General features: G+C 59.1%; 13 protein-coding genes and 1 other annotated feature. Of the genes, 8 read left to right on the top strand and 5 right to left on the bottom strand.

Features of this window, described 5'->3' with window-relative positions; translation table 11 throughout:
- The first annotated feature begins 138 nt into the window (after positions 1–138).
- Together sltY and trpR are read left to right on the top strand one after the other, a co-directional pair.
- Positions 139–2,058, top strand: a complete 1,920-nt coding sequence (sltY, locus tag HA46_RS01395) for a murein transglycosylase (protein ID WP_033793429.1) — start codon at positions 139–141, stop codon at positions 2,056–2,058.
- 45 nt (positions 2,059–2,103) lie between these two features.
- Positions 2,104–2,451 carry a trp operon repressor gene (trpR, locus tag HA46_RS01400; protein ID WP_033793430.1) on the top strand — a complete coding sequence of 116 codons (348 nt, stop codon included), beginning with the start codon at positions 2,104–2,106 and terminating at the stop codon, positions 2,449–2,451.
- Here the strand turns inward: trpR and yjjX are convergent.
- On the bottom strand, positions 2,426–2,944 hold the full coding sequence (gene yjjX, locus HA46_RS01405) for an inosine/xanthosine triphosphatase (protein ID WP_033793431.1): 519 nt from the start codon (positions 2,942–2,944) through the stop codon (positions 2,426–2,428). The genes trpR and yjjX overlap by 26 nt on opposite strands.
- 51 nt (positions 2,945–2,995) lie before the next feature.
- Here yjjX and gpmB point away from each other — a divergent pair, with 51 nt between their 5' ends.
- The gene (gene gpmB / locus HA46_RS01410; protein WP_033749409.1) at positions 2,996–3,643 is read left to right on the top strand and encodes a 2,3-diphosphoglycerate-dependent phosphoglycerate mutase GpmB; all 648 of its coding nucleotides are present in this window, start codon (positions 2,996–2,998) and stop codon (positions 3,641–3,643) included.
- 34 nt (positions 3,644–3,677) lie between these two features.
- On the opposite strand, the gene robA is transcribed toward gpmB, so the two are convergent.
- Positions 3,678–4,556, bottom strand: coding sequence for an MDR efflux pump AcrAB transcriptional activator RobA (gene robA / locus HA46_RS01415; protein WP_033749410.1), 879 nt, complete (start codon positions 4,554–4,556; stop codon positions 3,678–3,680).
- Positions 4,557–4,749: 193 nt separating this feature from the next.
- Here robA and creA point away from each other — a divergent pair, with 193 nt between their 5' ends.
- Entirely contained in the window at positions 4,750–5,226 is a 477-nt protein-coding gene (gene creA / locus HA46_RS01420) for a protein CreA (protein WP_033793433.1), read from the top strand.
- 196 nt (positions 5,227–5,422) lie between these two features.
- On the opposite strand, the gene arcA is transcribed toward creA, so the two are convergent.
- Positions 5,423–6,139 (bottom strand): two-component system response regulator ArcA, encoded by a 717-nt coding sequence (gene arcA, locus HA46_RS01425; RefSeq protein ID WP_033793434.1) that lies wholly within the window; start codon positions 6,137–6,139, stop codon positions 5,423–5,425.
- Between the two features lie 609 nt (positions 6,140–6,748).
- On the opposite strand from arcA, the gene HA46_RS01430 reads away from it, so the two are divergent.
- Positions 6,749–7,444: a tRNA/rRNA methyltransferase gene (locus HA46_RS01430; protein ID WP_084881962.1), complete on the top strand. Its 696-nt coding sequence runs from the start codon at positions 6,749–6,751 to the stop codon at positions 7,442–7,444.
- A gap of 11 nt (positions 7,445–7,455) precedes the next feature.
- Here the strand turns inward: HA46_RS01430 and HA46_RS21245 are convergent, their stop codons facing one another.
- Positions 7,456–7,773 carry a hypothetical protein gene (locus HA46_RS21245; RefSeq protein ID WP_244277489.1) on the bottom strand — a complete coding sequence of 106 codons (318 nt, stop codon included), beginning with the start codon at positions 7,771–7,773 and terminating at the stop codon, positions 7,456–7,458.
- Positions 7,650–7,767, top strand: a sequence feature (Thr leader region). (Overlaps the previous gene by 118 nt.)
- 20 nt (positions 7,774–7,793) lie before the next feature.
- Between HA46_RS21245 and thrA the strand changes: the two genes are divergently transcribed.
- The 3 genes from thrA to thrC are packed head-to-tail and all read left to right on the top strand — an operon-like array spanning position 7,794 to position 12,478.
- Positions 7,794–10,256, top strand: a complete 2,463-nt coding sequence (thrA, locus tag HA46_RS01440) for a bifunctional aspartate kinase/homoserine dehydrogenase I (protein WP_084881963.1) — start codon at positions 7,794–7,796, stop codon at positions 10,254–10,256.
- Between the two features lie 2 nt (positions 10,257–10,258).
- Positions 10,259–11,188, top strand: coding sequence for a homoserine kinase (gene thrB / locus HA46_RS01445; RefSeq protein ID WP_033793601.1), 930 nt, complete (start codon positions 10,259–10,261; stop codon positions 11,186–11,188).
- 3 nt (positions 11,189–11,191) lie between these two features.
- Positions 11,192–12,478, top strand: a complete 1,287-nt coding sequence (thrC, locus tag HA46_RS01450; protein WP_084881964.1) for a threonine synthase — start codon at positions 11,192–11,194, stop codon at positions 12,476–12,478.
- 53 nt (positions 12,479–12,531) lie between these two features.
- Here thrC and yaaA read toward each other — a convergent pair whose 3' ends face one another.
- Positions 12,532–13,308, bottom strand: coding sequence for a peroxide stress protein YaaA (gene yaaA, locus HA46_RS01455; protein WP_084881965.1), 777 nt, complete (start codon positions 13,306–13,308; stop codon positions 12,532–12,534).
- Positions 13,309–13,353 lie beyond the last annotated feature (45 nt).

Below are 13,353 nucleotides of genomic sequence, written 5' to 3' on the forward strand. Positions count from 1 at the left end.
CAGCCAGCAACTCGGTTTTAGCCGGCCTGTGCGTCGCGCTGCGTAAATTTTGTGAAGAACATGGCAAGAGCCGGTTCCCCTGGTTAGCATGAAGAATGCCTGGCACGCAGCCGGAGAGCAGCAACAGAGGAGATTTTCGTGGAGAAGTGGCGTAACTGGATGATAGGGATCTGTCTGGCCGGGGCGGCCAGCAGCGCGTGGGCAGACTCGCTGGATCAGCAGCGAGAACGTTATCAACAGATTAAACAGGCGTGGGACAGCAACCAGATGGCGACGGTGGAGCAGCTGCTGCCGACGCTGCGTGATTATCCGTTATACCCTTACCTGCAGTACCGCCTGCTGGCGCAGGATCTCGATCAGGAAACGCCGCTCGCCGTTAACAACTTTATCCAGCAATATCCGACGTTGCCGCCGGCGCGCTCGCTGAAAACCCGCTTCGTCAACGTGCTGGCGCACCGCCAGGACTGGCAGGGCATTCTGAGTTTTAGCCCGGAAGCGCCGACGCCGGTACAGGCGCGCTGCAACTGGCTCTACGCCAAATGGGCGACGGGCGCGCAGCAGCAGGCTTTTGAGGGCGCGAAAGCGATCTGGCTGCGCGGCACCGCGCTGCCGAACGACTGCGATCGCCTCTTCTCGGTCTGGCAATCCTCCGGCCAGATGTCGCCGATTACCGTACTGGAACGCATTCGCCTCGCGATGAAGGCGGGCAACGACAGCCTGGTGAGCTTCCTGGCGAAAAGCCTGCCGGAAGATTATCAGACCATCGCCACGGGCGTGCTCGCCTTGCAGAACGATCCGCAGACGGTGGTGAATTTCGCCCAGAGCGTCGGGCCGACCGATTTTACCCGCCAGGCGACGATTTACGCCTTTACCCGCGTTGCGCGCGCCGATATGGAGAATGCGCGCAGCATGATCCCGCTGCTGGTGCGCGGCCAGAAGATGGAGGCGGACGACGAGCAGGCGCTGAAAGAGATCGTGGTCTGGCGCATGATGGGCAGCGATTTAACCTCGGAGCAGGCGCGCTGGCGCGATGCCGTGGTGATGAACAGCCAGTCTACGGCGCTGATCGAACGCCGCGTGCGTCTGGCGCTGTCGCAGAACGATCGCCGCGGCCTGAATACCTGGATCGCCCGTCTGCCGCTCGAGGCGAAAGAGAAAGACGAATGGCAGTACTGGCAGGCCGATCTGCTCTATTCGCAGGGGCGTAAAGAAGAGGCGGACGAGATCCTGCATAAGCTGATGCAGGCGCGCGGCTTCTACCCGATGGTGGCTGCGCAGCGGCTGGGCGTGAAATATCCGCTGCAGATCGACGAGGCGCCTAAGCCCGACAGCGCGACGGTGCAGGGGCCGGAACTGGCGCGCGTGCGCGAGCTGATGTACTGGGGGCTGGACAACCTGGCGCGCAGCGAGTGGGCCAACCTCATCGCCAGCAAAAACCACACGCAGCAGCAGATGCTGGCGCGCTACGCCAACGAGCAGGACTGGTGGGATCTCAGCGTGCAGGCGACTATCACGGCGAAGATGTGGGACAGCCTGAAAGAGCGTTTCCCGCTGGCGTGGGAGAGTTTCTATAAGAGCAATACCCGCGACAAAGGCATTGGGCCGAGTTACGCCATGGCGATCTCCCGTCAGGAGAGCGCCTGGAACCCGAAAGCGCGTTCACCGGTCGGCGCCAGCGGCCTGATGCAGGTGATGCCGGCGACGGCGGCCCACACCGTGAAGATGTATAACATTCCGGGCTATATGAACAGCAACCAGCTGCTCGATCCGCAAACCAATATTCAGATCGGCACCCAGTATCTGGAGTATGTTTATCAGCAGTTCGGGCAGAACCGCATTTTCGCCTCCGCGGCCTACAATGCTGGACCGGGGCGCGTGCGTAGCTGGCAAAACGTCAGCGCGGGCAAACTCGATGCGGTCGCCTTTATCGAGACCATTCCCTTCTCCGAAACGCGCGGCTACGTGAAAAACGTGCTGGCCTATGACGCCTACTATCGCCACTTTATGGGCGAACCGGATAAGGTGCTGTCGGACAGCGAGTGGAACCGCCGCTACTAGCGTGCTATGCTTCCGTACTCGTTAGTGAGTACGGAAGCCTGTTTGATGACGCAATCTCCCGCCCGGTCGGCGCAACATTCCCTTTCTGAAGATAACTGGCGGCGCTTTACCGCGCTGATGCAGCAGGCTTACGCCGATGACGTGGCGCTGCCTTTGCTGCAGCTGATGCTGACGCCGGACGAGCGCGAAGCGCTCGGCACGCGCCTGCGCATCGTCGAAGAGCTGATGAACGGCGCGATGAGCCAGCGCGAGCTGAAAAACGAGCTAGGCGTCGGCATCGCCACCATTACCCGCGGCTCGAACAGCCTGAAAGAAGCGCCGCCTGAACTGCGACGCTGGCTGGAGGCGCAGCTGGGGCGCGGCGATCTCAGCGCTGATAAAGCGGATGAGTAAAAGGGCAGAGCGCCAGGATAAGCGCCTGGTGATAGACGCTGGAGCGCGTCAGCAGCCCCTGCGTAAAGGCGCCGATAGCGCCGCCTTTGTGTTTGATATTCTCCACGCCGGTCAGCCGCGCCATCTCGTCGCCCAGCTCGCGTCCGGCGCGTAGGCCCGCCAGCACCACCGGCGGCAGCGTAAAGCTGGCGGAACGCGACTCGCCGCGCTGGTCGGCGTTCTCGACCACCATCCAGGCGAAGGCGCAATCCCCTTCAATACCGGCCTCAATCGCCACCCAAAAATCCGCTTCCGGCACGGCCTGGCGCGCATTGGCGACGCGCTGGCGTGCGCCGGTTCGCGTTTCCGCATCGCTCAGGGGCTGCGCCGCGACGCCGCTATCGACCTCGACCCCGCGAATATGGCAGGATCCTGCGCCGAAAACGTCGTTGAACGCCTGAGAGATTGCGCGAATTTTTGCCGGATTGATGGTGGCTGCGATAACCTGGTACATAATCTATTGAACCCCTTAGGCAAATTTGTCGCAGTATAACGGAAACTCAGCATGCTACAGGTCTATCTTGTTCGTCACGGTGAAACGGTATGGAATGCGCAGCGCCGCATTCAGGGACAATCCGACAGTCCGCTGACGGAGAAAGGAGAGCAACAGGCCCACCAGGTGGGCGAGCGCGTAAAACATCTTGGCATTACTCATGTTATCGCCAGCGATCTGGGCCGCACGCAGCGCACCGCCGAGATCATCGCCGACGCCTGCGGCTGTACGGTGACGCTGGAGCCGCGCCTGCGCGAGCTGAATATGGGCGTGCTGGAGAAGCGTCCGCTGGACGGGCTAACCGAAGAGGAAGAGCGCTGGCGCAGCGCGCTGGTGGACGGCACTGTAGACGGCCGCATTCCGCAGGGCGAATCGATGGCGGAGATGGCGGCGCGCATGCACGAGGCGCTGAACGCCTGTCTGGCGCTGCCCGCCGGCAGCCGACCGCTGCTGGTGAGTCACGGTATGGCGCTCGGCGTGCTGATTAGCACTATTCTTGGCCTGCCGGCCCATGCGGAGCGCCGTCTGCGCCTGCGCAACTGCTCTATCTCGCGCGTCGATCACCAGCAGAGCGCCTGGCTGGCGGAAGGCTGGGTGGTAGAAACGGCGGGCGATATTTCGCATCTGGACGCGCCCGCGCTGGATGAGCTGCAGCGCTAAAAAAAATGCCGTCGTAATGACGGCATCTTAACGGTCAGCTCGCCTGCTGGCGGCGAATCGGGATAAGGTACTCGCAGCGGATCTCTTTCGGCGGCTCGGGGCGCTTCTTGCCGCCATGGGTGTAGAAGCGTTCGATATCCTGACCCTGACGGCGCGTCAGGCCGAGCGTCGGCATGCAGGTGCCGTAGAGCAGCAGAATAAATTCCTGCAGCTCGTTGCGCGGGCCGTTATAGGTGAACTGCACGTAGTCGCCCGCTTCCAGCAGTACGCTCTGGCCGGAGTGCAGGTTAACCGCCTGATCGGACGGCACGGCGGTGGTGTAAAGGATCTCCTGCTCGTCATCCTTCTCCTGGCTGGCGCGCACCTGATGCAGGCCGTAAAGCACCGGCGGAACGGTGTCGGTTTCGAGCAGGAACTGCTTCCAGAAGTGGATGCGCATCTCGTCGCGGTAGCTGGAAATCTGCTCCAGGGTGCAGCTATAGGTTTGGGTTTGCCCGACCAGCACGGTTTCCGGCAGGGTGACGAAGGTGGACTCCGGCATGCTGTTGTCGTCGAGGCGAATCGGCGGACGAATGCCGAACGAATTCCATTCCGAGGAGCGACGGTACCACGCGGGCGTCTGGTTAAACTGCTTTTTAAAGGCGCGGGTAAAGGTCTGCTGAGAATCGAATCGGTATTGCAGGGCGATGTCCAGAATCGGGCGACTGGTCAGGCGCAGCGCCACGGCCGCTTTAGACAGGCGGCGAGCGCGAATATAGGCGCCAATCGCATGGCCCGTTACGTCTTTGAACATCCGTTGTAAATGCCATTTAGAATAACCTGCTTTCAGGGCAACGTTGTCCAGTGAAAGGGGCTGATCCAGATGGCTCTCCAGCCAGACAAGCAAATCTCGAATGATACCGGCTTGGTCCATAAAACATCCTCATTCTCTCTGGGTGCGACTAACGCAGTCGCCGAATAATAGCACTAATTGCACATCAGGCGTGGGCAGTTTTGTTGGGAGATTGTGCCATGTCAATGTGGGATAAAACCGGTTCTGGTTTGGTCAACGCGGCCAATTGCCAGTACATTACATGCTCGTCTATTAGGTTTGCAATGGTAACGCTATGACAATATCTCGCTTTTTCGCTGCTTCATTCGCTACGCTGCTGCTGGCGTCGCCGGTTCTGGCCGAAGAGATCGGCTCGGTAGATACGGTATTCAAGATGTTTGGGCCCGACCATAAGATCGTGGTGGAGGCGTTCGACGATCCGGATGTAAAAAATGTAACCTGTTATATCAGTCGAGCGAAAACCGGCGGCATTAAGGGCGGCCTGGGGCTGGCCGAGGATACCGCCGATGCGGCGATCTCCTGCCAGCAGGTCGGACCGGTCGAACTGAGCGATGCTATCGCCAGCGGCAAGGCGCAGGGCGACGTGGTGTTCAAAAAGCGGACCTCGCTGGTGTTTAAAAAGCTGCAGGTGGTGCGTTTCTTCGATCAGAAGCGCCATGCGCTGATCTACCTGAGTTACTCTGACAGGGTGGTTGAGGGATCGCCGAAAAATGCGCTGAGCGCGGTGCCGATTATGCCGTGGCGGGAATAAAAAAACGCCCTTCGGGGCGTTTTTTACTGTGCTGATGCAGGTGAGACGGTCCGATCGCAAAGACGCAAAAAGCGGCATCCTTGACGGGCCAACGCGCTTTTATCCATGGCGCGGGACGCTCTGCCTTGCCGTCCCGTCCGTCTTATCTGCGCTAACCCTCTCAGCCGTCTGCCTGGGGACAACAGGGTGTCGTCAATTATTCGTGCAGGTCGCCGCAGAAGCGGTAGCCTTCGCCATGAATGGTGGCGATGATCTCCGGCGTATCCGGCGTAGATTCAAAGTGCTTGCGGATGCGACGAATGGTCACGTCGACGGTGCGATCGTGCGGCTTCAGCTCGCGGCCGGTCATCTTCTTCAGCAGATCGGCACGGGTCTGAATTTTGCCCGGGTTTTCGCAGAAGTGCAGCATGGCGCGGAACTCGCTGCGCGGCAGCTTATACTGTTCGCCGTTAGGGCTAATCAGCGAGCGGCTGTTGATATCCAGCTCCCAGCCGTTGAACTTATAGCTTTCCACCTGACGGCGCTCTTCGTTCGGCATCGCCAGATTCATGGTGCGCGACAGCAGATTGCGCGCGCGGATGGTCAGCTCACGCGGGTTGAAAGGTTTGGTGATGTAATCGTCCGCGCCGATCTCCAGACCAAGGATTTTGTCCACTTCATTATCACGACCGGTCAGGAACATCAGCGCCACGTTTGCCTGCTCGCGCAGCTCGCGCGCCAGCAACAGGCCGTTTTTACCTGGCAGGTTAATATCCATGATCACCAGGTTGACGTCGTTTTCGGTCAATACCTGATGCATTTCAGCGCCGTCGGTTGCCTCATACACGACATAACCTTCTGCCTCAAAAATGCTCTTGAGGGTGTTGCGCGTGACCAGTTCGTCTTCAACGATAAGAATGTGTGGGGTCTGCATGTTTCGCTACCTAAAATTTGCCAACAAATAGAAAACGGGGCGTACGCGGGTATTCAGGCTGGCTAAAAAGCGCGGTGTGTGGCGCTTAACCGTTGTACGAAATTATGTTCTTGATACACCATCTATCAACGTCAACAACAGTGTTAGCTCAGCCAGTCAGAATGAATATTGCCTGCCCCAGGAGAGAATCTTTTGGCGCATATCCTAACCGTATTAACAGCAACCTAACAGCAACAACAACAACCGATAAGCATAAAAACAACGCTTCGTTGACTTATATCAAATGCAATTGTAGCACGTTAACACTTATGTGAAAAACTTCTCTTATAATGCAAGCTTAGCTCACAAAAAATATCAATTTTGCTACATATTCACATTATGTATACGCAAATGATAATTGCCGCAACCTTCCGCTTATTTAATTGATTAAAAACATTTTTCAGCTTTTAATTTTAATTATTGCCGATTCAGGTCGCTTTGCTGGCTGACAGGGGTGTTTATTAGATTTTAACATCGTTAACAAATTATTTTCCGAACATGCGACATTCCGTCTTTAACAACGGCACGTGCTACTATACGGCGCGATTTCTAAACAAAAATGGAATAATCATGCGTTTCCCCCTTATTCTGGTTTCGCCCGCCCGGGCGGAAAATATTGGCGCAGCGGCGCGGGCGATGAAAACCATGGGCTTTAACGAGCTGCGCATCGTCGCCAGCGACGCCTGGCAAGATCCTGCTGCGCGCCGTGTCGCGCACGGCGCGGGCGAGATCCTCGATAATCTGCGCACCTTCGACGCCCTGAGCGACGCGCTGGCCGATATCGACTTCTCCGTCGCCACCACGGCGCGCAGCCGCGCTAAATTTCGCTACTACGCCACGCCGCAGCAGGTCGAAGCGCAGCTGCTGGAGAAGCGTCAGTGGGTGAAAAGCATGGCGCTGGTCTTTGGGCGCGAGGATAGCGGGCTGACCAATGAAGAGCTGGATCAGGTCGATCTGCTGACCGGCATTCCGATGGCGCAGGATTATCCTTCGCTCAACCTCGGTCAGGCGGTCATGGTGTACTGCTATCAGCTCTCCGCGCTTAATCGCGTGGCGCCGCCCGCGGCGCAACAGGCGGACGCGCAGCAGCTGGAGGCGCTGCGCCACCGTTTTGAACGGCTGCTCCAGACGCTTGAGGTGAGCGACGATCGCAAAATGGCCGACTGGATCGATCAGCGTATCGGCATGCTGGAGCAGCGCGACAGCGCTATGCTGCATCGTCTCCTGCATGATGTAGAAAAAAAACTTATAGATAAATCTTCCTGAAAAAGCGCCTTTCACAGCGGCTGATCGCAAAAAGCGCGCAGCAGGCAAACGATTCTGCAGGCATTTTCCGGCCCGGCAGGCAGCAGTGCGCAGCGGCGAAAAAATGGCCGCTGGACAAATTCGTTGACTTGATCGGCGCTTTGCTTTACTTCTGGAAGGCAGACAGACTCTAAAAGACAGACAGAAAAAATCTCAATGCGTAACTCAACCAGCCTGAACATCACCATTATTACAACCACCATTACCACAGGTAACGGTGCGGGCTGACGCATACAGGAAAAACAGAAAAAAGCCCGCACCTCAACAGTGCGGGCTTTTTTTTTCGGCAAAAATTCAGGAGAGCTTTAACATGCGAGTGCTGAAATTCGGTGGGACCTCGGTAGCGAACGCGGAACGTTTTCTTCGCGTCGCTGACATTCTGGAAAGTAATGCGCAGCAGGGACAGGTTGCCACCGTACTCTCTGCACCTGCGAAAATTACCAACCATCTGGTGGCGATGATCGAGAAGACCATCAGCGGCCAGGACGCGTTGCCCAACATCAGCGACGCCGAGCGTATTTTCGACGAGCTGCTGCAGGGGCTGGCGACGCAGCAGCCGGGCTTCGACTATGACGCGCAGAAAACCCGCGTCGACCTGGAGTTCGCTCAGCTGAAACAGGTGCTGCACGGCATCAGCCTGCTGGGGCAGTGTCCCGACAGCGTCAACGCCGCCATTATCTGCCGCGGCGAAAAGCTCTCAATCGCCATTATGGAGGCGCTGCTGCTGGCGCGCGGCCACGGCGTCACGGTGATCGATCCGGTGGAGAAGCTGCTGGCCGTCGGCCACTATCTCGAATCTACCGTCGATATCGCTGAGTCGACGCGCCGCATCGCCGCCAGCCAGATCCCGCCGCAAAATATGATCCTGATGGCCGGCTTTACCGCTGGCAACGAGAAGGGCGAACTGGTGGTGCTGGGGCGCAACGGCTCTGACTACTCCGCCGCGGTGCTGGCCGCCTGTCTGCGCGCCGACTGCTGTGAAATCTGGACCGACGTAGATGGCGTCTACACCTGCGATCCGCGTCAGGTGCCCGACGCGCGCCTGCTGAAGTCGATGTCTTACCAGGAGGCGATGGAGCTCTCCTATTTCGGCGCGAAAGTGCTGCATCCGCGCACCATCGCCCCTATCGCGCAGTTCCAGATTCCGTGCCTGATCAAAAACACCGCCAATCCGCAGGCGCCCGGCACCCTGATCGGGGGCGAAGGAGAGCAGGACGAGAATCCGGTCAAGGGCATCACCAATCTGAATAACATGGCGATGTTCAACGTCTCCGGACCGGGCATGAAGGGCATGGTCGGCATGGCGGCGCGCGTTTTCGCCGCCATGTCGCGCACCGGCATTTCGGTGGTGCTGATTACCCAGTCCTCTTCTGAATACAGCATCAGCTTTTGCGTGCCCCAAAACGAGCAGGCGCGGGCGCGCCGCGTGCTGGAAGAGGAGTTCTATCTGGAGCTGAAAGATGGCCTGCTCGATCCGCTGGGGGTGATGGAACAGCTGGCGGTGATCTCCGTGGTCGGCGACGGGATGCGTACCTTGCGCGGCATCTCCGCTAAATTCTTCTCCGCGCTGGCGCGCGCCAACATTAATATCGTCGCCATCGCGCAGGGCTCGTCAGAGCGCTCAATCTCGGTGGTGGTAAGCAACGACGACGCTACCACCGGCGTACGCGTGGTGCACCAGATGCTGTTCGCCACCGATCAGGTTATCGAAGTCTTTGTGATAGGCGTCGGCGGCGTCGGCGGCGCGCTGCTGGATCAGCTCTATCGCCAGCAGGCGTGGCTGAAACAGAAGCATATCGATCTGCGCGTCTGCGGCATCGCCAACTCGCGCGCGCTGCTGACCAACGTGCACGGCATCGACCTGAGCGACTGGAAAGGCGCGCTGAGCGAAGCTAAAGAGCCGTTTAATCCTGAACGCCTTACACGACTGGTGAAAGAGTATCACTTGCTTAACCCGGTAATCGTCGACTGCACCTCCAGCCAGGCGGTGGCCGATCTCTATGCCGACTTCCTCGGCGACGGTTTCCACGTGGTTACGCCGAACAAAAAGGCCAACACCTCTTCCTGGAACTATTACCAGCAGATGCGCGCCGCCGCCGCGAAATCGCGCCGCAAATTCCTCTACGACACCAACGTCGGCGCGGGACTGCCGGTGATTGAAAACCTGCAAAATCTGTTAAATGCCGGCGACGAGCTGATTAAGTTTTCCGGTATCCTCTCTGGTTCGCTCTCCTTTATTTTCGGCAAGCTGGACGAGGGCGTGTCGCTCTCTGCAGCGACGAAGCTGGCGCGCGAAATGGGCTTTACCGAGCCCGATCCGCGCGACGACCTCTCAGGCATGGATGTGGCGCGTAAGCTGCTGATCCTGGCGCGCGAAGCGGGCCACAAGCTGGAGCTGAGCGATATCGAGATCGAGCCGCTGCTGCCCGCCAGCCTGAACGAAATCGCCGACGTCGAAACCTTTATGCAGCGACTGCCGGAGCTGGACAGCGCCTTCGCCGCGCGCGTCGCCGCAGCGCGTGACGAAGGAAAAGTGTTACGCTTCGTCGGCGCGATTGAAGAGGGCGGCGTCTGCAAAGTGAAGATTGACGCGGTCGACAGCAACGATCCGCTCTATAAAGTGAAAAACGGCGAGAACGCCCTGGCGTTTTACAGCCGTTATTATCAGCCGATCCCGCTGGTGCTGCGCGGATACGGCGCGGGAAATGATGTGACGGCGGCGGGCGTCTTCGCCGATCTGCTGCGCACCCTGTCGTGGAAGTTGGGAGTTTGATGATGGTAAAAATTTACGCACCGGCCTCGATTGGCAACGTCAGCGTCGGCTTTGACGTGCTGGGCGCGGCGGTGTCGCCGGTGGACGGCGTGCTGCTGGGCGACTGCGTCACGGTAGAAGCGGCGCCGCGCTTTTCGTTGCAGAACAGCGGACGCTTTGTCAGCAAGCTGCCGGACGATCCCAAAGAGAATATCGTCTATCAGTGCTGGCAGCGCTTTTGCGAAGCGCTCGGCGAAGAGGTGCCGGTGGCGATGACGCTGGAGAAAAATATGCCGATCGGCTCCGGCCTCGGCTCCAGCGCCTGCTCGGTGGTGGCCGGCCTAATGGCGATGAACGAGTTTTGCGGCAAGCCGCTCAGCGATACTCAGCTGCTGACGCTGATGGGCGAGCTGGAAGGGCGCATTTCCGGCAGCGTGCACTATGACAACGTCGCGCCGTGCTTCCTCGGCGGCATCCAGCTGATGCTGGAAGAGAACGGCATCATCAGCCAGGCGGTGCCGGGCTTCGACGACTGGCTGTGGGTGATGGCCTATCCGGGCATTAAAGTCTCCACTGCCGAAGCGCGCGCCATTCTGCCCGCGCAGTATCGCAAAGAGGATGTGATCAAACACGGCCGTCTGCTGGCGGGCTTTATTCACGCCTGTCATAGCGGTCAGCCGCTGCTGGCCGCTAAACTGATGCAGGATGTGATCGCCGAACCTTACCGCACCAAACTGCTGCCGGGCTTTGCCGAGGCGCGTCAGGCCGCCGTCGACATCGGCGCGCTGGCGTGCGGCATTTCGGGTTCCGGCCCGACGCTTTTCGCCGTTTGCAATCAAATGGAAACGGCGCAGCGGATGGCGGACTGGCTGCGCCAGCACTATCTGCAGAATGATGAAGGCTTCGTCCATATTTGCCGTCTTGATACGGCTGGCGCACGTAAACTGGGATAACGCATGAAACTCTATAACCTTAAGGATCATAACGAGCAGGTGAGCTTTGCGCAGGCGGTAAAACAGGGCCTGGGATCGCAGCAGGGGCTGTTCTTCCCGCTTGAACTGCCGGAATTCGAGCTGACCGACATCGACGCGATGCTGGAGATGGATTTCGTCAGCCGCAGCAGCAAAATTCTTTCTGCCTATATCGGCGACGAAATCGCGCCGCATCAGCTGGCCGAACGCGTTAAAACCGCCTTTGCGTTTCCCGCGCCGGTGGCGAAAGTCAGTGAGGATATCTCCTGTCTGGAGCTGTTCCACGGCCCGACGCTGGCGTTTAAAGATTTCGGCGGCCGTTTTATGGCCCAGATGCTCTCTTACGTCTCAGGGGCGGACGAGCAGATCACTATCCTGACCGCGACCTCCGGCGACACCGGCGCGGCCGTGGCGCACGCCTTTTACGGCATGGAGAACGTTCGCGTCGTTATTCTCTACCCGCAGGGCAAAATCAGCCCGCTGCAGGAGAAGCTGTTCTGCACGCTGGGCGGCAACATTGAAACCATCGCTATCGACGGCGACTTCGACGCCTGTCAGGCGCTGGTGAAGCAGGCGTTCGACGACGAGGAGCTGAAAAAGGCGATCGGCCTGAACTCCGCGAACTCCATCAACATCAGCCGCCTGCTGGCGCAGATCTGCTACTACTTCGAAGCGGTGGCGCAGCTGCCGCAGGAGAAACGCAACCAGCTGGTGGTCTCGGTGCCGAGCGGCAACTTCGGCGATCTTACCGCCGGCCTGCTGGCGAAATCGCTCGGCCTGCCGATCAAGCGCTTTATCGCCGCCACCAACGCCAACGATACCGTGCCGCGCTTCCTGCAGGGCGGCAGCTGGACGCCAAACGCCACGGTCGCCACGCTGTCGAACGCCATGGACGTCAGCCAGCCGAATAACTGGCCGCGCGTAGAAGAGCTGTTCCGTCGTAAAACCTGGCGCCTGACCGATCTCGCCTACGGCGCAGTGAGCGATGAAACCACCGAGGCGTCGATGCGCGAGCTGGCTGATATCGGCTATATCTCTGAGCCCCATGCGGCGATCGCTTATCGTCTGCTGCGCGATCGGCTGCAGGAAGGGGAGTTCGGCCTGTTCCTCGGCACGGCGCACCCGGCGAAATTCAAAGAGAGCGTCGAAGCGATTCTCGGCCAGGCGCTGCCGCTGCCGCAGGCGCTGGCGGATCGCGCCGGCCTGCCGCTGCTGTCGCACGCGATGCAGGCTGATTTCGCGCCGCTGCGCGCCTTTTTACTTAAGGCCTGATGACCGGCGCCTGTAAAGCCTGTAAAAAGGGCGCCAGTCAGGCGCCCTTTTTTTCATTTCTGCTCGTAACGCTTAAACACCAGCTCGCTTTCGCTGCTGCTCGCCTTATCGAAGAAGTAGCCGTCCACATCGAACTGCTTCAGCGCCTCGGGGTCGCGCAGGCGATGCTGAATGACGTAGCGGCTCATCAGGCCGCGCGCTTTTTTAGCGTAAAAGCTGATCACCTTGAACGCGCCGTTCTTTTCATCGAGGAACACCGGTTTCACCAGGCGGCCTTGCAGCTGCTTCGGCTTAATCGCCCGGAAATACTCGTCCGACGCCAGGTTAATCAGCACCTCGTCGCCCTGTTCCTGCAGCGCGGCGTTGATATGCTGCGTCAGCAGATCGCCCCAGAAGCTGTAGAGATCTTTACCTGCCGGGCTGGCCAGCTTAATGCCCATCTCAAGACGATAGGGCTGCATCAGGTCGAGCGGACGCAGCACGCCGTATAGGCCGGAGAGCATGCGCAGATGCTGCTGGGCGAAGTCGAAATCCGCTTCGCTGAAGCTCTCCGCCTGCAGGCCGGTGTAGACGTCGCCTTTAAACGCCAGAATCGCCTGGCGCGCATTCTCCGGCGTAAAGTCGGGCTGCCAGCTGTTGAAGCGTTCGGCATTCAGGTGCGCCAGCTTGTCGCTGATGCCCATAAGCGAAGCGATCTGCGCCGGTGAGAGATCGCGCGCCACCTCAATCAGCTGTTGTGATTTTTCTAACAGGGCAGGCTGGGTATAGCGTTGGGTCGCCAGCGGGCTGCTAAAATCGAGCGTTTTGGCGGGTGAGATCACCATTAACATAGTCGCTTCCTCGGTTATCCTTTGTCGCTACAGGGAAATGTCACT

Source organism: Pantoea septica (assembly GCF_002095575.1).
Taxonomy (GTDB): domain Bacteria; phylum Pseudomonadota; class Gammaproteobacteria; order Enterobacterales; family Enterobacteriaceae; genus Pantoea; species Pantoea septica.